20 protein-coding genes are annotated in these 18,238 nt (G+C 50.5%); 10 read left to right on the top strand and 10 right to left on the bottom strand.

From position 1 onward, the window contains the following. The first annotated feature begins 12 nt into the window (after positions 1-12). The 6 genes from purM (at position 13) to ACQUQM_RS03555 (ending at position 3,698) form a co-directional block, all read left to right on the top strand. Positions 13-1,071, top strand: a complete 1,059-nt coding sequence (gene purM / locus ACQUQM_RS03580) for a phosphoribosylformylglycinamidine cyclo-ligase (RefSeq protein WP_432473112.1) — start codon at positions 13-15, stop codon at positions 1,069-1,071. A gap of 3 nt (positions 1,072-1,074) precedes the next feature. Further along, on the top strand, positions 1,075-1,725 hold the full coding sequence (gene purN, locus ACQUQM_RS03575; RefSeq protein WP_432473111.1) for a phosphoribosylglycinamide formyltransferase: 651 nt from the start codon (positions 1,075-1,077) through the stop codon (positions 1,723-1,725). Positions 1,726-1,728: 3 nt separating this feature from the next. After that, positions 1,729-2,421, top strand: a complete 693-nt coding sequence (locus ACQUQM_RS03570; RefSeq protein ID WP_432473110.1) for a DUF3108 domain-containing protein — start codon at positions 1,729-1,731, stop codon at positions 2,419-2,421. Then, a complete protein-coding gene (locus ACQUQM_RS03565; protein ID WP_432473109.1) occupies positions 2,421-2,699 on the top strand; it encodes a YfcL family protein in 279 nt (92 codons plus the stop codon). The genes ACQUQM_RS03570 and ACQUQM_RS03565 overlap by 1 nt, the downstream gene beginning before the upstream one ends. A gap of 68 nt (positions 2,700-2,767) precedes the next feature. After that, a complete protein-coding gene (locus tag ACQUQM_RS03560) occupies positions 2,768-3,187 on the top strand; it encodes an immunity 22 family protein (protein ID WP_432473108.1) in 420 nt (139 codons plus the stop codon). 58 nt (positions 3,188-3,245) lie between these two features. After that, complete coding sequence (locus ACQUQM_RS03555; RefSeq protein ID WP_432473107.1) at positions 3,246-3,698, top strand: potassium channel family protein; 453 nt, start codon at positions 3,246-3,248, stop codon at positions 3,696-3,698. Here ACQUQM_RS03555 and ACQUQM_RS03550 read toward each other — a convergent pair. Together ACQUQM_RS03550 and ACQUQM_RS03545 are read right to left on the bottom strand one after the other, a co-directional pair. Then, on the bottom strand, positions 3,695-4,150 hold the full coding sequence (locus tag ACQUQM_RS03550; RefSeq protein WP_432473106.1) for a CopD family protein: 456 nt from the start codon (positions 4,148-4,150) through the stop codon (positions 3,695-3,697). The genes ACQUQM_RS03555 and ACQUQM_RS03550 overlap by 4 nt on opposite strands. A 37-nt stretch (positions 4,151-4,187) precedes the next feature. Further along, complete coding sequence (locus tag ACQUQM_RS03545) at positions 4,188-4,496, bottom strand: MGMT family protein (RefSeq protein WP_432473105.1); 309 nt, start codon at positions 4,494-4,496, stop codon at positions 4,188-4,190. A 396-nt stretch (positions 4,497-4,892) separates the two neighbouring features. Between ACQUQM_RS03545 and ACQUQM_RS03540 the strand changes: the two genes are divergently transcribed. Both ACQUQM_RS03540 and ACQUQM_RS03535 read left to right on the top strand, forming a co-directional pair. After that, positions 4,893-5,528 carry a DUF3047 domain-containing protein gene (locus ACQUQM_RS03540; RefSeq protein ID WP_432473104.1) on the top strand — a complete coding sequence of 212 codons (636 nt, stop codon included), beginning with the start codon at positions 4,893-4,895 and terminating at the stop codon, positions 5,526-5,528. 108 nt (positions 5,529-5,636) lie between these two features. After that, complete coding sequence (locus tag ACQUQM_RS03535) at positions 5,637-7,379, top strand: DEAD/DEAH box helicase (RefSeq protein ID WP_432473103.1); 1,743 nt, start codon at positions 5,637-5,639, stop codon at positions 7,377-7,379. 68 nt (positions 7,380-7,447) lie between these two features. On the opposite strand, the gene ACQUQM_RS03530 is transcribed toward ACQUQM_RS03535, so the two are convergent. Next, positions 7,448-7,969, bottom strand: a complete 522-nt coding sequence (locus ACQUQM_RS03530; protein ID WP_432473102.1) for a MerR family transcriptional regulator — start codon at positions 7,967-7,969, stop codon at positions 7,448-7,450. 215 nt (positions 7,970-8,184) lie between these two features. On the opposite strand from ACQUQM_RS03530, the gene ACQUQM_RS03525 reads away from it, so the two are divergent. After that, positions 8,185-8,898: a hypothetical protein gene (locus ACQUQM_RS03525; protein WP_432473101.1), complete on the top strand. Its 714-nt coding sequence runs from the start codon at positions 8,185-8,187 to the stop codon at positions 8,896-8,898. Positions 8,899-8,908: 10 nt separating this feature from the next. Here ACQUQM_RS03525 and ACQUQM_RS03520 read toward each other — a convergent pair whose 3' ends face one another. After that, complete coding sequence (locus ACQUQM_RS03520) at positions 8,909-9,406, bottom strand: MOSC domain-containing protein (protein WP_432473100.1); 498 nt, start codon at positions 9,404-9,406, stop codon at positions 8,909-8,911. 133 nt (positions 9,407-9,539) lie between these two features. Here ACQUQM_RS03520 and ACQUQM_RS03515 point away from each other — a divergent pair, with 133 nt between their 5' ends. Continuing rightward, positions 9,540-9,995 carry a hypothetical protein gene (locus tag ACQUQM_RS03515; RefSeq protein WP_432473099.1) on the top strand — a complete coding sequence of 152 codons (456 nt, stop codon included), beginning with the start codon at positions 9,540-9,542 and terminating at the stop codon, positions 9,993-9,995. A 46-nt stretch (positions 9,996-10,041) separates the two neighbouring features. Here the strand turns inward: ACQUQM_RS03515 and ACQUQM_RS03510 are convergent, their stop codons facing one another. The 6 genes from ACQUQM_RS03510 to ACQUQM_RS03485 form a co-directional block, all read right to left on the bottom strand. Then, positions 10,042-10,323, bottom strand: a complete 282-nt coding sequence (locus tag ACQUQM_RS03510) for an HlyU family transcriptional regulator (RefSeq protein WP_432473098.1) — start codon at positions 10,321-10,323, stop codon at positions 10,042-10,044. Between the two features lie 149 nt (positions 10,324-10,472). Continuing rightward, a complete protein-coding gene (gene sucD / locus ACQUQM_RS03505) occupies positions 10,473-11,348 on the bottom strand; it encodes a succinate--CoA ligase subunit alpha (RefSeq protein ID WP_432473097.1) in 876 nt (291 codons plus the stop codon). Positions 11,349-11,350: 2 nt separating this feature from the next. Next, positions 11,351-12,517, bottom strand: a complete 1,167-nt coding sequence (sucC, locus tag ACQUQM_RS03500) for an ADP-forming succinate--CoA ligase subunit beta (protein WP_432473096.1) — start codon at positions 12,515-12,517, stop codon at positions 11,351-11,353. A gap of 143 nt (positions 12,518-12,660) precedes the next feature. Continuing rightward, positions 12,661-14,100, bottom strand: coding sequence for a dihydrolipoyl dehydrogenase (gene lpdA / locus ACQUQM_RS03495; RefSeq protein ID WP_432473095.1), 1,440 nt, complete (start codon positions 14,098-14,100; stop codon positions 12,661-12,663). A gap of 38 nt (positions 14,101-14,138) precedes the next feature. Continuing rightward, the gene (gene odhB, locus ACQUQM_RS03490; RefSeq protein WP_432473094.1) at positions 14,139-15,341 is read right to left on the bottom strand and encodes a 2-oxoglutarate dehydrogenase complex dihydrolipoyllysine-residue succinyltransferase; all 1,203 of its coding nucleotides are present in this window, start codon (positions 15,339-15,341) and stop codon (positions 14,139-14,141) included. A gap of 38 nt (positions 15,342-15,379) precedes the next feature. Continuing rightward, entirely contained in the window at positions 15,380-18,220 is a 2,841-nt protein-coding gene (locus ACQUQM_RS03485) for a 2-oxoglutarate dehydrogenase E1 component (protein WP_432473093.1), read from the bottom strand. Positions 18,221-18,238 lie beyond the last annotated feature (18 nt).

The following is an 18,238-nucleotide window of genomic DNA, read 5'->3' as shown; positions in this document are numbered from 1 at the left end:
TTCACACATATTATGTCTGCAACTGACAACAACACTTCTATCAGCTACAAAGACGCCGGCGTTGATATCGACGCGGGTAACGCACTGGTTGATCGCATCAAAGGCGTTGCTAAACGCACCGCTCGTCCTGAAGTAATGGGTGGCCTGGGCGGCTTTGGCGCCCTGTGTGAAATCCCTGCTGGCTACAAGCAACCGGTACTGGTTACCGGCACCGATGGTGTTGGTACTAAATTGCGCCTGGCGATGGATCTGAACAAGCATGACACTATCGGTATCGACCTGGTAGCCATGTGTGTAAATGATCTGGTTGTTGCCGGAGCAGAACCACTTTGCTTCCTGGATTACTATGCCACAGGAAAACTGGACATTGACGTTGCGGCCGATGTTGTAACCGGTATTGGCGCGGGCTGTGAACTGGCTGGCGCGGCACTGGTCGGCGGTGAAACCGCTGAAATGCCGGGCATGTACGATGGCGGAGACTACGACCTGGCAGGTTTCTGCGTCGGCATCGTAGAAAAAGCAGACATCATTGATGGCTCTCAGGTTGCTGTTGGCGACACCATTATCGGCCTGCCATCTTCCGGCCCGCACTCAAATGGTTACTCTCTGATTCGCAAGATTATTGAAGTCCGCGGTGCAGACCTGAGCGAACAGATCGACGGCAAGCCAGTAACTGACGCACTGATGGAACCAACCCGCATCTACGTTAAGCCACTGCTTGAACTGATCAAAAAAAGCCAGGTTAATGCCCTGTCTCACATCACCGGCGGCGGCCTGCTGGAAAACATCCCACGGGTACTGCCAGATAATGCTAAAGCAGTTATCGATATTAACTCCTGGAACATGCCGGAAGTATTCCGCTGGATCCAGCGCCTGGGTAACGTCGAAGACCGTGAAATGTACCGCACCCTGAACTGCGGTGTTGGTATGGTTATCTGCGTACCGCAAGATAAAGCCGAAGAAGCACTTTCTATCCTGAAAACTGCCGGCGAAGAGCCTTGGGTTATCGGACAGATCGCCGCAGCTGATGCAGGCGAAGAACAGGTTGATCTGAGTGGCCTGGAGTCCTGATTAATGGCTGAAAAAAGCATTGTTGTACTGATTTCCGGTAGCGGCTCAAACCTACAGGCGATTATCGATGCTATCGAAAGCGGCCAGATCAATGGCCGCATCTCTGCTGTACTGAGCAACAAGGCCGATGCTTTCGGCCTTGAACGCGCCGCTAAAGCAGGAATTCCCCAGATCGTAATCAGCCATAAGGACTTCGCCGACCGTGAAGCCTTTGATGGCGCGATGATCGAGGCAATTGATCAACATCAGCCCGATCTGATTGTATTAGCTGGGTTTATGCGAATCCTGACGCCAGGTTTTGTGCGCCACTATCAGGGCCGGATGTTTAACATCCACCCATCCCTGCTACCAAAGTACAAAGGCCTGAACACCCATCAGCGCGCACTGGAAGCCGGCGATAGCCAGCATGGCTGCACGGTACACTTTGTAACCGAAGAGCTTGATGGAGGCCCACTTGCAGTCCAGGCACCCATTCCAGTCTTGCCAAATGACACTGCCGACAGCCTGCAACAACGGGTCCATCAGTGCGAGCACAAAATCTACCCATTGGCAGTTGAGTTGTTCTGCAATGGCCGCTTGGCACACACTTCAGGACAGGTTCAGCTGGATAACAATACTCTGCCTCCTGAAGGATATCAGTTCACTCAGGAGTAACCGATGCGTATCGCCGTAATATTATCTGCATTACTGATGCTGCTTGCCCTGCCCGGACACGCAGCCACTCCTCTTAAGCCTTATCGAGCCGTTTATGCTTCGCAGTGGGATCTCGGCATCTCATTCAGTGGCGATGCCGTACGCGAGCTTAAACAACAGGGCGATAACTGGCAGCTTTCGATCAGCGCCAGCGCCATGATTGCCAGCATCAAAGAAAGTTCAAGCTTCAGCTATAACGGCGACAACATTCAACCGAGTCGATACGAGTACCACCGCAAAGTGCTCGGCAAGAAACGCGATGCGATCCTTCAGTTCAACTGGAACAAAGGCAGCGTACTAAATGACATAGCCAAAAAACCGTGGAGTATGGACATCCCAGCGGGCACTATGGATAAACTCGGCTACCAGCTGCAGCTAAGACTTGACCTGCTGGCGAATAAACCAAGCCTGGAATACCAGGTCGCCGATGGCGGCCGCCTTAAAACATATAACTTCAGAAAGCTGGGCGAAGAAACCGTTAAGACACGGCTCGGTGAATTCAGGGCCGTCAAAATTCAGCGCGACCGCGGCCCGGGCAGCAAGCGCCAGACATACATCTGGCTAGCCCCTGAGCTGGACTACCTGATCGTCAAACTGCATCAGACTGAAACAGACGGCAAAGAGTACACTTTACTGCTAGAAAAGCTGGAGCAGTGATGACCACGACAATTACAAGCAACGACTTTCAACGCCGCGCCGACGCACTTTATGACAGCTTAATCCAACTGGAATCAAGCGCCGATCAGGAACAGCTATTCCTGTGCAGCTATCTGCTTGGACACATCAGCCTGATCAGCGCCGAAAACGGAGACAGCACCGCGCAATTTGACCAGTTACTGCAGCTGAGCCTGGACACCGCCCTGGAGATCGACCAGCTTTCCGAACAGGACAAACTGGACATAACAGAACTCTGGCAGCAGCTTCGGTCTCAATAGTAAAATTATCCTCCCCCAAAACAATAAATAAGAGTGCTATATAAGCACTCTTTTATTTTGAGAAAACTATGACAACACAGACCGGTTTTGAGTTTGAAAAAGAGAGCGTCGTCTCCGCCTGGTACTCCACCACCAACTTTTCAGATATTCCTGACAGCTATTTCGAAGAGGACGCCAACGGCATTGATCAATGGGCACGTAACTTCCTTATCGCCCATTATGATGCCGAAAATATGGAGACCAACGGTTCCGAATCAGGCACCCTTCCAATAATTGACGTAATCGCCCCCTGCTCCTATTCGCACTCTTACGCAGAAGCAGTGAAAAAGAAAATCGAAAAGCTGGGCGACACCGAGATTAGCTGGCTTATTCTCTTGTTCGACTACGAATACCGCCCTAAAAAAAGTAAAGTATTTGAAGATGAATACGTAAAATTTGTCGGCGCGTTCCCCTACCAGATGGATGCTGGCAGCATAGTTGAGATTTAAGACAGAATTAAGGCTAGAAGTTACATCTTAAACCGGGGACAGCACAAGGATCGCCCTCATGCCAAAACACTTTATCTATTCGACAGACGAATATGATGTACGCAACTACAGCACCCTGTTTCTCGGCACTATTGCCCTGACACTACTGTATAGCTGCATCGCCCTGTTATCCCTGCCACTGCTATGGTTTGAACAAGCCCACCCGAATGCCAATATTCTGAACTATGCCGATGCATTCTGGGCGCTACAGATGAGCGCCAGCACCATCGGTTTTGGTGATTTCTACCCGGTAACCCAGGGGGGCAGAGCTGTCGTGGCAGCAATGTTCTATATCGGCGTTGGCATTGTTGGTTTCATCGGCGCGCAGATCGCCGGCAAACTGATCGGCTTTGCCGATACCAACGTACGCAACCGGGAACTGCGCAAGCAGAATGAAGCTATTTTGCAGCATAACATCGAACTGGAAAAGAAGCTGGATATCCTGATCGAAAAGCTCGAAGAACGAAGCTAAAACAGAAAACGACCACTCGAACCAAGTAACACTACTATCAAGCCCAAACACAGATTAATTACAACAATCTGTCGGATGCGATTAAGCTGCTTAGCTGCATCCGGCCAGCGCTGCTCCGCAACCAGACTTTTAAACGACAGGTAAGGCCAAAAATACAGATAACCAAACAACAACACCATTGGGTAACCCCACAGCATCATCAGAGGAACATGGACAGGCACTGCAGCCATGCCACCGAGCACCGCGATCATGCCATGACCACTTACTAATAACAGACACACAGCCCCCCACACACAGACAAAAAACCGACTGAAGACCCCCTCCCAAAGCACTAACCGCTGCGGCGGCTCAAGGACATCAGCAGCAACTGGTCGCAAACAGATATAAGCAAAAAACATTCCTCCCACCCAGACTATTGCAGCAAGCAGGTGCAGCCCTAAAAGTATACCCATTACATCCCCCTATCAAAAATTGTTGCCGCATACAAAACTAACCCTGCCAACGAAACTGTGACAACTTAATTTTGCCATTAATTACAGCAACCCCATCCTCCTGCAACAGAGCCACCTGCTTCAGATACCCCTCACTACCATTCGGCAGAGAGATTCTACCGCTGGCATTAACAACCCGAAACCAGGGCAACCGGGTATCCCCCGGCAATTGACTTAAACACCGCCCAACCATTCTCGACCGCCCCGACAACCCCGCCAGCTCAGCAACCTGACCGTAAGTAACAACAAAGCCAGCAGGTACCAATCCAACAACCTGCCAAATACGTTCATAATCTGGATTTTGCACAATTCAATGCCCTTAGACCGATCATTCAGGGCAATATAGCTAATCAGGTAGCAAACAGAAAGGGGCTTGGGAAACCCAAGCCCCTTGGTGGACGAAGGATGATAAGATAACAGGCCTGCCAGGCAAGGGGAAAGTCTGCCAGACCCTTTTCGCCCACCAGTTAAAAGCCAGCGGTATAGCCATAACTGCCCATATAATCAGCAGCAATTGGCCGATACAGGAAAATCCAGAACCCAGCCATAAGGCGATAGGCTGAACAGCTCTGGTACACCAGCCTTAAACGTACCTTTTAGTATAGTTAATTTTGCCAGCAAACAAGCCAAAAAAACGCAAATCATAAAAAGTGTTACAGTGAGCCAACAATCTGCTGCGAATTCAACATCCCGGGAAACCAGAATGCCTAGCTGGAAAAGTATAATAACCTCACTGATTATAGCCCTGCCCAGCAGTCACGCCGGCGCAATGACTATTCCATTATTCGATGAAAACGGCATCAAACAGTGGCACGAAAAAACATTTTCAGGCACTACCCACTATCAGATAACCAAAGACAATAATCAGCCAGTACTACAGGCCGTATCGGACGATTCAGCATCAGGCCTGTATTATGAACAGCAACTGCCCATCAGCCCGACAACAACCCTGGAGTGGAGCTGGAAAGTCGCCAACACCTTTCCCTCGATCGACGAAACAAGTAAGGCCGGTGACGATTACCCGGCGCGCATCTACGTGATCGTTTCCGACGGCCCTTTTTTCTGGCAAACACACACCCTGGTGTACGTCTGGGCAAGCAGCCAACCAACCGAAAGCCGCTGGCCGAATGCCTATACCAGCAATGCAGTTATGTGGGCCGTTGACAGCGGCGATAAACAACTAAACCGCTGGATTTCTCACAGCCGCAATCTGCAACAGGATTTGAAAACCGCTTTTGGTAAAACCTATCAACAGATTGAAGCGATCGCAATCATGAGCGACAGCGATAATAGCAAAAACCGATCAACCGCCTGGTATGGCAATATTTGCCTCAAATAAGCCCCAAAAAGAGCGAATCATCTACAATCAACAGTATAAAACACGGGCTTTTAGACAGAAACAGGCGTATAATCCTGCGTTTCGAAAATCCTTCCGGTGCCATCAAACATGTCAGATACCCCAGTCGCATTCAGCGATCTAGATCTTCCTTCTTCCGTTCTTAAATCCATCACAGAGCTTGGTTACGAAACGCCATCGCCAATTCAGGCTGCGTGTATCCCTCTGTTACAAGACGGAAAGGACGTACTGGGAATGGCCCAGACTGGTACCGGTAAAACCGCTGCTTTTGCCCTACCACTGGTAAGCCGTATTGATCTGAAGCAAAACAAACCTCAGGTTCTTGTACTGGCACCGACCCGCGAACTTGCGGTTCAGGTTGCAGAAGCCTTCCAGGCCTATGCCCGCCACATTCCTGGTTTTCACGTACTGCCAATCTACGGCGGCCAGAGCTACAGCCTGCAGCTGAAACAGCTGCGCCGCGGACCACACGTGGTAGTTGGCACACCAGGCCGGATTATGGACCACCTGAACCGCGGAACACTGGTACTGGACGAACTGAAAGCGATGGTACTGGACGAAGCCGATGAAATGCTGCGCATGGGCTTTATCGATGACGTTGAAACCATCATGGCCAAAACGCCGTCCGAACGTCAGACAGCCCTGTTCTCAGCCACCATGCCGGAACAGATTCGTCGCATCACCAAACGCTACATGCGCGACCCTCAGGAAGTAAAAATCGCTTCCAAGACAACCACCATGGAAAACATTGAGCAAAAATGCTGGATCGTATCCGGCACCAATAAGCTCGATGCTCTGGTGCGCATTCTTGAAACTGAAGATTTCGGCGGCATTATCATTTTCGCCCGCACCAAGACAGCAACCACAGAACTGGCCGAAAAACTGGAAGCCCGTGGTTACGCTGCCGCAGCACTCAACGGCGACATGAACCAGCAACTGCGTGAGCGTACCGTTCAACGCCTGAAAAATGCCCAGCTGGATATTCTGGTAGCAACCGACGTTGCCGCCCGAGGCTTGGACGTTGAACGTGTTGGCCTGGTGGTAAACTACGACATCCCTTACGATACCGAAGCATACGTACACCGCATCGGCCGTACTGGCCGCGCCGGCCGTGACGGCAAAGCGATCCTGTTTGTTGCACCACGCGAGCGTCGCCTGCTGAAGCAGATCGAACGCGCAACCCGCCAGCCAATCAAACAGATGGACCTGCCATCCCGCGATATGGTTCAGAACCGCCGCCTGGAATCTTTCCGCGAACAGATCTCCTCTATTTTCAACGATGAAGATATGAGCGCATACCGCGAACTGGTTGACCAGCTGGCTGTCGATACCGAGCTTGAAACCCTGGATCTGGCATCTGCCCTGCTGTTCATGGCACAGAAAGAGAAACCTCTGATTCTGCCACCTGAGCCAGAACCACGCCCACGCCGCGAGCGAGATGATCGTGACGGCGAAGGCGGCGGCAAGCGCGAACGTATTAACTATGCAGATCTCGACGTCTACCGTCTTGATGTTGGCCGTAACGATGGCGTTCAGGTGAAGAACATTGTTGGCGCTATTGCCAACGAAGCAGACATCAACAGCCGTCATATTGGTGATATCCGCCTGCACGACGAGTACAGCACCGTACAGCTACCAAAAGGCATGCCAGAGGATATGCTGAAACACCTGAAAGACGTGCAGATCTGCCGCAAGAAAACCAACATCACCCTGATGGAAGGTGAAGTTGCACGCCCAGCTCGCCGCAAGCCTCGTCCGGACAATAAAGGTCGTGGCCGCAGCAGCAGCGACCGTAACGCACCGCGCAAGCCACGCCGCGAAAATCGCGACTAAGCATTGCTGATCAAATAAAAAACGCGCCCCGGGCGCGTTTTTTGTTGCTAAAAGGAAAGCACTATAACTTACCCCTCCTTCGACCACTGACGAATAGTTTTAATCTCCTCGGCATCAATTTTTAACGATTCAAGAAACTCCTGATGCCCTTGCGGCTCTAGTTTTTCAAACTGGACATGCCAGTTACGCATATCCTCATCAGTCATTCCTGAGGCCCGCATTATCGCAGTCCAACGCTCCTTACTTACCATAATTTTTTCCTCAGATTCCGGCTGTTCCAAAAAACTAACAATTGTTCGCTGCTGTTGTTGCAGACGCTCAATCTCCCCCTGCAGATGCACCAACTGTCGCTGAAGGATTTTCTGCTGTACCCCTGCGTCTCGGTCGAGCAGCACCCGGATCTCAGCAACAGGCAAGCCCAGAGCGCGGTAATTTACGATCAACTGCAATCGATCCAGCTCTTTATCACTATACAAACGATAACCATTAGCGGCTCTCGCTGCCGGAAGCAACAACCCCTCCCTTTCATAGTAAAGAACACTGGTACGAGACAAGCCCGCCCGCTCAGCAAGATTAGATACGGTAAACACAACATCACCTCACTTAAGATTCACGGCTAGTATCAGGCCTATACCAGTAGACAGGTCAAGCGGAGCAACAACAACAATCAATAAACTCTATAACAGCAATTAGATCCTTTTACGGGAAACAGTTGTTCCAGGCAGGACTGTTATACAAGCCAACTAAAGGTTTTAATAGAACTGGCTCACATTGAACTATATGAATAACTGTAAGAAGAAACTGAATGCTGAAACGTGATGATCTGTATATTTTGCTGTTACTGATACCACTGGCATTATCAGGACTGTACGGCGACTCTGCGGCCTTATTAAAACAAGCCAATATTGCGCACCCCCTACTGTCCAGCTTCATCAAATTCGCCTTACTGGCAACCTTGGGTGAGATAATCGGACAGCGGATCTCCTCTGGCAACTACAATCTGAAAAACTTTGGCATCCTCCCCAAAGCAATTGCCTGGGGAGTGTTCGGGATTTTTGTAAAATTCAGCTTTACCATTTTTGCTAGCGGGGTTCCGACAGCCCTTTATCTGCTCAACATACAGGACGCCAAAGCCATACTGACAGGCCCATTGTCTGTAGATAAACTGGCCGTCGCCTTCAGTATCAGCCTGGCAATCAATCTGATTTTCGGCTCCTGGCTGATGATTCTACACAAGATCACTGATGAACATATCAAACAGCATGGCGGACAACTGATCAGCCTGATAAAACCAATTAATTTCGGCTACATTCTAACTACTATGGACTGGAACAAGCAGTGGTCATTTGTATTGAAAAAAACCATTCCACTCTTCTGGATTCCAGCCCACACTCTGACATTCCTTTTACCTGAACAGTACCGAATACTGTTCGCCGCCTTCCTTGGTGTAATTCTTGGAATTATTCTGGCTTTTGCAAATACAAGCCATCAACACGCTAACCGGCCGCTAACACCCTAGCACACACAATTTATTCATCCATCAGGGGAATCAACTTATCACCGACAGAGATCGTCCCGCTTTGCAGAATCCGTGCACAGAGCCCACCATACCCCAACATAGCCGCTGCACCACCCTGCCCCAGTGCCCGATCCATCCGGGAACAGGGATGACACAATGCGGTAGCCTCAAACAACGCACCACCGATCTGAAAGCACTGATGCCGCAATGCGTTTAGATTAACCCCCCGCACTACTAAATTTCTGCGCAGTAATGCAGGGTCAATCGTGGCATGACCCGAATACCGGGCTATAAGGTCAATAAACTCTTCAGAGATAATCGTTACCTGCCTTGCTGAGCCTGGGGTCTTAGCGCAACGATGATCGCCCTCAAGGCCTAACGATTTGATAGCCAACACAGAATCAACTGACACCATATCCTGCTTACGACCCGGACGCAGACCGATCCAGATCAACGTCCCAGGCTTCAGATCTTTTAAATAGCGAGAAAAAAGGGTTTTCTGTGTCATATGATAATCCACACTGGCATTATCAATAGTATCTACGCGAAAGACTGACACCACCATCGGTAATTACAAATTTCACTTCATCGGATTTATCAGATCGAATACACTGAAAGCCGCCTGACAAAAGGAATTCAAAATGCGCGTAATGCTTGCAATACTCTTGATGAGCCTTGCACCGCCCTCAATGGCAGTCAGCAAGCAGGATATTCAGAACTGCCAGAAGCTTGGCAAGACGGAACTGGTCAGCCAGTGCGTAAGGTTACTGAAAAGCAATACTCAGCGCCGCCAAAAGATTGCATGCAAGCAGGATCTAAGATGCTGGGCCGAGCTCAACCAGACCAATGCGCAAAACAACTGCGCCGCAGCCTTCAACCGCGCCAGCCAGCGAGACCAGCGCTGGGCAAGCATCTGGGATAACCAGAAACTAAGCCACGCCCGCTGGCTATCTAAAAAATCAGCAAGCCTTACTTACTATACGGACAAAGACAGCATTCGCCTGGAATGCAGATTCAATCCGAACTTTCCCGGCAAGGCAAAGATTGGTTATATGAAAAGCACAGGCGGAAAGAGCGGAATTAACCTGGACAGATAGCTTCTGCACCTATACACCACAGCAGCGCCTGACCTTACACTGAAGCTCAGCCAAAGAGTCGATCACCCTGCTGATCAATCATCTGCTTAGCCTTACGCACCATCTCATCAGCGCACATCTGAGCAGAGGGTAGCGTATCCGCCCGAATAAAGGCATGGCTCAATTCACCCTTGCTAATAGCTCCGTTAATCCTGAAACCAGCCGCCTCTTGCACGGGAGCAGGTGTAATAGTAAAACCATTATACTCAACCGCAGGCAGAGACTCAGGCTCTTTAGGCGCAGTCTCGCCACCGGAGAACATAGACTTAATAGAAGAAAACAAACTCATAGAAATTCCTTAGGATATTTAACAGCAGCATACCTCTGCCATAAACCGAGACTCAACCATCAGACACAAAAAAACCGCCGATCGGCGGTTTTTTTAATTTAGCAACTAGCAAGCGGCAACACCGCGGCTAGCCACTAGCAGCTGGTTGTTTATTCCCAACCAGTCACTTCGCGCAGACCGTCAGCGATCTGAGCCAGGGAGCGAACTGTCTTAACGCCAGCGGCTTCAAGCGCAGCAAACTTCTCGTCTGCAGTACCCTTACCACCGGAGATGATAGCACCAGCGTGACCCATACGCTTACCAGCAGGTGCAGTTACACCAGCGATGTAAGATACAACAGGCTTAGTTACGTTAGCCTTGATGAAATCAGCTGCTTCTTCTTCAGCAGAACCACCGATCTCACCGATCATTACGATCGCTTCAGTCTGTGGATCGTTCTGGAACATTTCCAGAATATCGATGAAGTTAGAACCAGGGATAGGATCACCACCGATACCAACACAGGTAGACTGACCAAAACCAGCATCAGTCGTCTGCTTAACTGCTTCATACGTCAGAGTACCGGAACGGGATACGATACCAACCTTACCTGGCAAGTGAATGTGACCAGGCATGATGCCGATCTTACATTCACCCGGAGTGATTACACCCGGGCAGTTAGGTCCAATCAGGCGTACACCCAGATCATCGCATACCACTTTACACTCCAGCATATCCATAACCGGAATGTGCTCAGTGATACATACGATAAGCTTGATACCGCCGTTCGCAGCTTCCAGGATAGAATCCTTACAGAATGCCGCTGGTACGTAGATAACAGAAGCAGTGGCACCAGTTTCAGCTACTGCTTCAGCAACAGTATTGAATACTGGCAGACCCAGGTGCTGAGAACCACCTTTGCCTGGCGTTACACCGCCAACCATCTTAGTGCCGTAAGCGATCGCTTGCTCAGAGTGGAAGGTACCCTGACCACCAGTGAAACCCTGACAGATTACCTTGGTGTCTTTGTTAATCAGAACGGACATTGTTATTTACCCTCCGCTGCTTTAACTGCCTGCTCTGCAGCGTCAGTCAAACTAGTTGCTGCGATAATATCCAGACCGGAATCGGACAGAAGCTTAGAACCCAGCTCAGCATTGTTACCTTCCAGACGAACTACAACTGGAACTTCTACGCCGACTTCTTTAACCGCGCCGATGATACCTTCTGCGATCAGGTCGCAACGAACGATACCGCCGAAGATGTTAACCAGGACAGCTTTAACCTTGGAATCTTCCAGAATAATTTTGAAAGCTTCGGTAACACGCTCTTTAGTCGCGCCGCCACCAACGTCCAGGAAGTTTGCCGGGAAGCCACCGTGCAGGGATACGATATCCATTGTACCCATTGCCAGACCAGCACCGTTAACCATGCAGCCGATGCTGCCATCCAGCGCTACGTAGTTCAGGTCCCACTGAGCCGCACGTGCTTCACGCTCGTCTTCCTGTGATGGATCATGCATAGCCTGCAGATCTTTATGACGGTAAACAGAGTTACCATCGATCGCGACTTTAGCATCCAGACAATGCAGATTTCCGGCATCGGTAATAACCAATGGGTTAATTTCCAGCAGCGCCAGGTCTTTCTCTTTAAACATCTTAGCCAGACCCATGAAGATCTGAGTAAACTGCTTAATCTGAACACCTTCCAGACCCAGTTTGAATGCCAGCTCACGTGCCTGATAAGGCTGCGCACCGGTTACTGGATCGATAGTTGCTTTGAGGATTTTTTCCGGCGTTTCTTCCGCTACTTTCTCGATCTCAACACCACCTTCGGTGGATGCCATAAATACGATACGACGAGAAGAACGGTCAACAACCGCACCCAGATACAGCTCATTAGCGATATCGGTACAGTCTTCTACCAGAATTTTAGCAACAGGCTGACCATTTGCATCAGTCTGATAGGTAACCAGGTTTTTACCCAGCCAGTTAGCAGCGAATTCTGCTGCTTCAGCTGGAGAGTTGATCAGCTTAACGCCGCCAGCCTTACCACGGCCGCCTGCGTGAACCTGAGTCTTAACAACCCACTTGTCACCACCAATTTTCTGAGCCGCTTCAGCAGCAGCTTCCGGAGTATCTACCGCGATTCCTTTAGAAACCGGCAGACCATATTCGGCAAACAGTTGTTTACCCTGGTACTCATGAAGATTCATGCTCTAATCCGTCGTTTTTTCACACTTTTGAGGACTCTGCAAAACGATATGGAGAGAGTATCTTTTTGCAGCCCAACAGCTGCGAGCTCTTTTTGGCTCACAACGTTAATCGACCGGGCAATGCCCAGTCGAAATCTTAAACCTTACTTACGCTTTTTACGATTAGCCATATGTATAGCATGACCATCGACAGCCAGCGCAGCTTCATGTACCGCTTCAGACACTGTAGGATGCGCAAATACGGTCAGCTGCAGGTCTTCAGCAGTTGAGCCGAATTCCATGGCGATAGCCGCCTGAGCGATCAGCTCAGAAGCGATACCGCCAACCATGTGCACACCCAGAATACGGTCGGTCGCTTCATCAGCAATCATCTTAACGAAACCGTCGGTATCGTCAGCAGCCATAGCACGGCCAGATGCTGCGAATGGGAATTTACCCACCTTAACAGCAACGCCTTCAGCCTTTAGCTCCTGCTCAGTCTTACCAACCCACGCCAGCTCAGGGTGAGTGTAGATGATGCTAGGAATTACGTCATAGTTCATCTGTGCGTGGTGACCAGCGATAATATCAGCCACCATAATGCCTTCTTCTGACGCTTTGTGAGCCAGCATAGGACCACGAACAGAGTCACCGATGGCATATACGCCTGGCGCTTCAGTCTGGCACTTGCCATTAACGAAGATAAAGCCGCGCTCGTCCAGCTGAACACCGGAATCGTCAGCCAGCAGACCCTGAGTCTGTGGACGACGGCCAACCGCTACGATCAGCTTATCAACAACGATTTCCTGCTCGCCTTTAGAGTCTTTATAGGTAACTTTTACTTCCTTACCATCGACTACTTCAGTACCTGTTACCAGAGCACCCAGCTTGATATCCAGCTTCTGCTTCTTAAAGATCTTCGCTGCTTCTTTAGCAACGTCTTTATCAGCCATCGGCAGGAAGTCATCCATCGCTTCAAGTACGGTTACTTCAGTACCCAGACGCGCCCATACAGAGCCCATCTCAAGACCGATAACGCCAGCTCCGATAACACCCAGACGCTTAGGCGTCTCATCAATGTTCAGTGCGCCTGCGTTATCCAGGATCAGACCTTCTGTCAGTGGCGCTGGCGGAATATTTACCGGCACAGAACCAGACGCCAGTATCACGTTTTCAGCAGGGTATACAGTCGCAGTACCATCTGCCGCAGTCACTTCAACCTGCTTGTTAGCCAGCAGCTTACCCATACCGGAAAGCAAAGTAACACCGTTAGCCTTGAACAGACCCGCGATACCGCCGGTCAGGTTCGTAACGATCTTATCCTTACGCGCAACCATCTGTTTAACATCCATGGAGACTTCGCCAGTCTGGATTCCATGCACATCAGCGTGCTGCGTCTTATGGAACTGATGAGTAGACTCAAGCAGCGCCTTAGACGGGATACAACCAACGTTCAGGCAAGTACCGCCCAGAACAGTTGCACCTTTATCATCGACCCATTTCTCAACGCACGCAGTTTTCAGACCCAGCTGAGCGGCGCGGATAGCGGCTACATATCCACCAGGGCCGGCACCAACAACAATTACATCAAATTTATCTGACATTTTTGATTCCTATCAATTCGTTACAATTAGGGACTGACTCAGACTTCCAGCAGGATGCGTGCAGGATCTTCCAGAAGGTCTTTAATAGCCACGAGGAATTGTACAGCTTCTTTACCATCAATCATACGATGGTCGTAGGACAGTGCCAGATACATCATCGGCAGTATTTCTACCTGACCATTAACCGCCATTGGACGCTCCTGAATCTTGTGCATACCCAGGATTGCAGTCTGTGGTGGGTTCAGGATCGGCGTAGACATCAGGGACCCGAATACACCACCGTTTGTGATGGTGAAAGTACCACCCTGCATATCATCCATACCCAGCTTGCCGTCACGGCCACGCATACCGAAGTCACGGATAGTAGATTCAACATCCGCCAGGCTCATCGCATCGGTATCACGCAGTACAGGTACCATCAGGCCGCGTTCGGTAGAAACCGCAACACCGATATCCTGATAACCGTGGTAAACCATGTCGTTACCATCGATAGAGGCATTTACAGCAGGGAAACGTTTCAACGCTTCAGTTGTCGCTTTTACGAAGAAAGACATAAAGCCCAGACGAGTACCGTTGTGGGTCTTTTCGAACAGGTCTTTATACTGCTTACGCAGCTCCATAACCGGCTTCATATTTACTTCGTTGTATGTGGTCAGCATCGCAGCAGTCTGCTGCGCTTCAACCAGACGCTTAGCGATGGTCGCACGCAGACGGGTCATCGGTACGCGCTTCTCAACACGCTCACCGGACACGATGTTCAGGGCCGCTGCATTGTCAACTTTAACCGGTGCAGCAGGCGCTGCAGCAGGCTTGTTCTTAAGGAAGTTAACGACATCTTCCTTAGTGATACCGCCATTCTTGCCGGTACCCGGAATCTGACTTGCATCCAGACCGTTCTCGTCGATCAGCTTACGCGCAGCAGGACCAGCCTTATCGGCATCAGTTGCAGTCGCAGGTGCAGCCGCTTCAGCAGCAGGGGCTGCTGCGGATGGTGCAGCAGCAGCGCCAGCCTCGAAAGACGCCAGAACTTCTTCACTCAGTACGGTATCGCCTTCGCCCTTGAAGATCTCTTTAACCACACCATCTGCCGGTGCAACAACTTCAAGTACGACTTTGTCAGTTTCAATATCAACGATCAGTTCATCGGTAGAACAAGCCTCACCCGGCTGCTTGTGCCAGGTAGCCACAGTACCGTCGGCTACGGATTCAGGGAAAGTCGGCGTTTTGATTTCGATTGACATGTTTATTCCTTTCTCAGTGCTACTAACAGGCGTCTGTTTCAGGCCTGTTGGCCATTAATTGCTTCGTTAACCAGTTTTTCCTGCTGCTCGAGGTGTACAGATATGTAACCTACGGCAGGAGCTGCTGCGTGCGGACGACCCACACCTTCCATATGAATCTTGTCGTTATGGCGAGCCAGCGCATGGCGCATATGGTGCTGAGAACAGTACCAGGCACCCTGGTTCATCGGTTCTTCCTGACACCAGACAGCAGATTCAAGGTTAGTGTATTGCTTGATTGCATCGAACATCTGATGTTCCGGGAACGGATACAGCTGCTCAATTCGAACAATCGCAACATCGTCTTTCTCCAGTTCTGCACGGCGGTTATACAGGTCGTAGTAAACCTTACCGCTACACAGCACCAGTCGCTTGACCTTCTTCGGGTCAAGCTGATCAGTCTCGGCAATAACCGGCTGGAAGCTACCTTCGGACAGCTCATCCAGAGTCGAAACAGCTTGCTTATGACGCAGCAGGCTCTTCGGTGACATAACGACCAGAGGCTTACGGAGCGGACGCACGACCTGACGACGCATCAGATGGAAAATCTGTGCAGGCGTAGTCGGTACGCAGACCTGAATATTATGTTCAGCACTTAATTGCAGAAAACGCTCCAGACGGGCTGAAGAGTGCTCAGGCCCCTGCCCTTCAAAACCATGCGGAAGCAGCAGAGTCAGACCACAGAGACGGGCCCACTTATGCTCACCACTGGCAATAAACTGATCGATTACAACCTGAGCGCCGTTGGCAAAATCACCAAACTGAGCTTCCCAGATAACCAGTGCATTCGGCATTGTAGTGGCATAACCGTATTCAAATGCCAGTACCGCTTCCTCGGAAAGGAAAGAGTCGTGCATAGTCAGCGCAGGCTGATCGGAGGCAATATTCTTCAGCGGCTCGTAAACAGTTGCATCTTTCTGATCATGCAAAACAGCATGACGATGGGAGAATGTACCACGGCCGACATCCTGACCAGTAATCCGCACCGGAAAACCTTCAGCAAGAATAGAGGCATAAGCCAGTGATTCAGCCATACCCCAGTTAAGCTCCATCGCACCGACAGCCATACGCTTACGGTCATCATAGATCTTCTGCACCTGACGCTGCATCTGAAAACCTTCCGGCACTTCACAGATCTTAGTACCCAGCTCCTGCAACAATTTATTGTCAACAGTAGTATCGCAGTCAAAGGACCATTCATGACCCAGGTATGGATTCCAGTCTACGAACAGCTCCTGCTTAGGCTCCATTACCAGTGAGTGGGTTACATGCTTACCGTCTTCAAGATCTTTACGGTAATTCTGCTCCATCTGCTTGCTCTGCTCAGCAGTAATCACGCCTTCGGCGATCAATTGCTGTGAGTACAGCTCACGGGTGGATTTCTGGGCTTTGATCTGTTTGTACATCAGCGGCTGCGTACCGGATGGCTCATCCGCTTCGTTATGGCCGCGACGGCGATAACATACCAGATCGATAACTACATCTTTCTTGAATTCAGTACGGTAATCGACTGCCAACTGAGTCACAAAACGCACCGCTTCCGGATCATCACCGTTCACGTGGAAGATCGGCGCCTGTACCATCTTAGCGATATCGGTACAGTATTCAGTAGAACGCGAGTCTTCCTGCTTGTTCGTGGTAAAACCAACCTGGTTGTTTACTACCAGATGGATTGTACCGCCGGTCTTGTAAGCACGGGTCTGGGACATCTGGAATGTCTCCATCACCACGCCCTGACCTGCAAAGGCCTGATCACCGTGAATGTTTACCGGAACTACAGTGGTGCCGACAGGGTCATCACGACGATCCTGACGCGCCCGCACGGAACCTTCAACAACCGGCGCTGAGATTTCCAGATGAGATGGGTTAAACGCCATCGCCATATGGACTTCGCCGCCAGCGGTCATCACATTGGATGAGAAGCCCTGATGGTATTTAACGTCACCGGAGGTTTCCAGGGTTTTCTTACCCTCGAATTCACCGAACAGCTCTGCAGGATTCTTACCGAAGATGTTTACCAGAGTATTCAGACGTCCCCGGTGAGCCATACCGATAACCACCTCACGAGCACCCTGCTTACCAGCACGCTGGATCAGGGTATTCAGAGAGACGATCATGGATTCGCCACCTTCAAGACCGAAACGCTTGGCACCGGCAAAACGGGAGCCGAGGTATTTCTCAAGGCCTTCCGCTGCGGTCAGACGCTCCAGCACCATCATCTTCTTCTCTGTATCGACTACAGGATGAGAACGAACGGGCTCCAGACGTGCCTGAATCCAACGCTTCTCCTGAGTATCTACAATATGCATATACTCAGCGCCGACTGTCGTACAGTAAGTCTTCTTAAGGTCGTCCAGAATCTCCTTCAGGGTCGCCTCTTCTTTACCGAAGAACAGAGAACCAAGCTGGAAGGTTGTGTCGTAATCAGCGGCAGACAGCTCATGGAAGCGCGGATCAAGATCCGGTACCGGCTCGCGCTGCGCCAGGTTCAACGGATCTATATCCGCCGCCTGATGACCACGCACCCGATAGGCGTTGATCATTCGCAGTACACGAATCTGCTTCTTTTCATGCTCAGAGCTGACACTACCGGCAGCAGCCGGAGCAGCACGTCGCTGATTCTTTGACAGATGTAGGAAATGTTCCTGTACCGTGGAATGCGGAACATCCCGGGTCAGGTTGTCGCCGACTTTAGGGAGTCGGTCAAATTCTTCACGCCACTCCTGAGGAATAGCGTTGGGGTCCATCAGATAGGTTTCATATAGCTGCTCAATGTAAGAAAGATTACCACCGTAGAGGTGGGCGTTTTTCCACATCAGCTCCATTATGCCTTCTTGCATTCTTGATCACCCTGGCTC

This window comes from Amphritea sp. HPY (assembly GCF_050870985.1).
Lineage (GTDB): Bacteria > Pseudomonadota > Gammaproteobacteria > Pseudomonadales > Balneatricaceae > Amphritea.
This window is presented reverse-complemented; position numbering and strand designations above follow the sequence as displayed.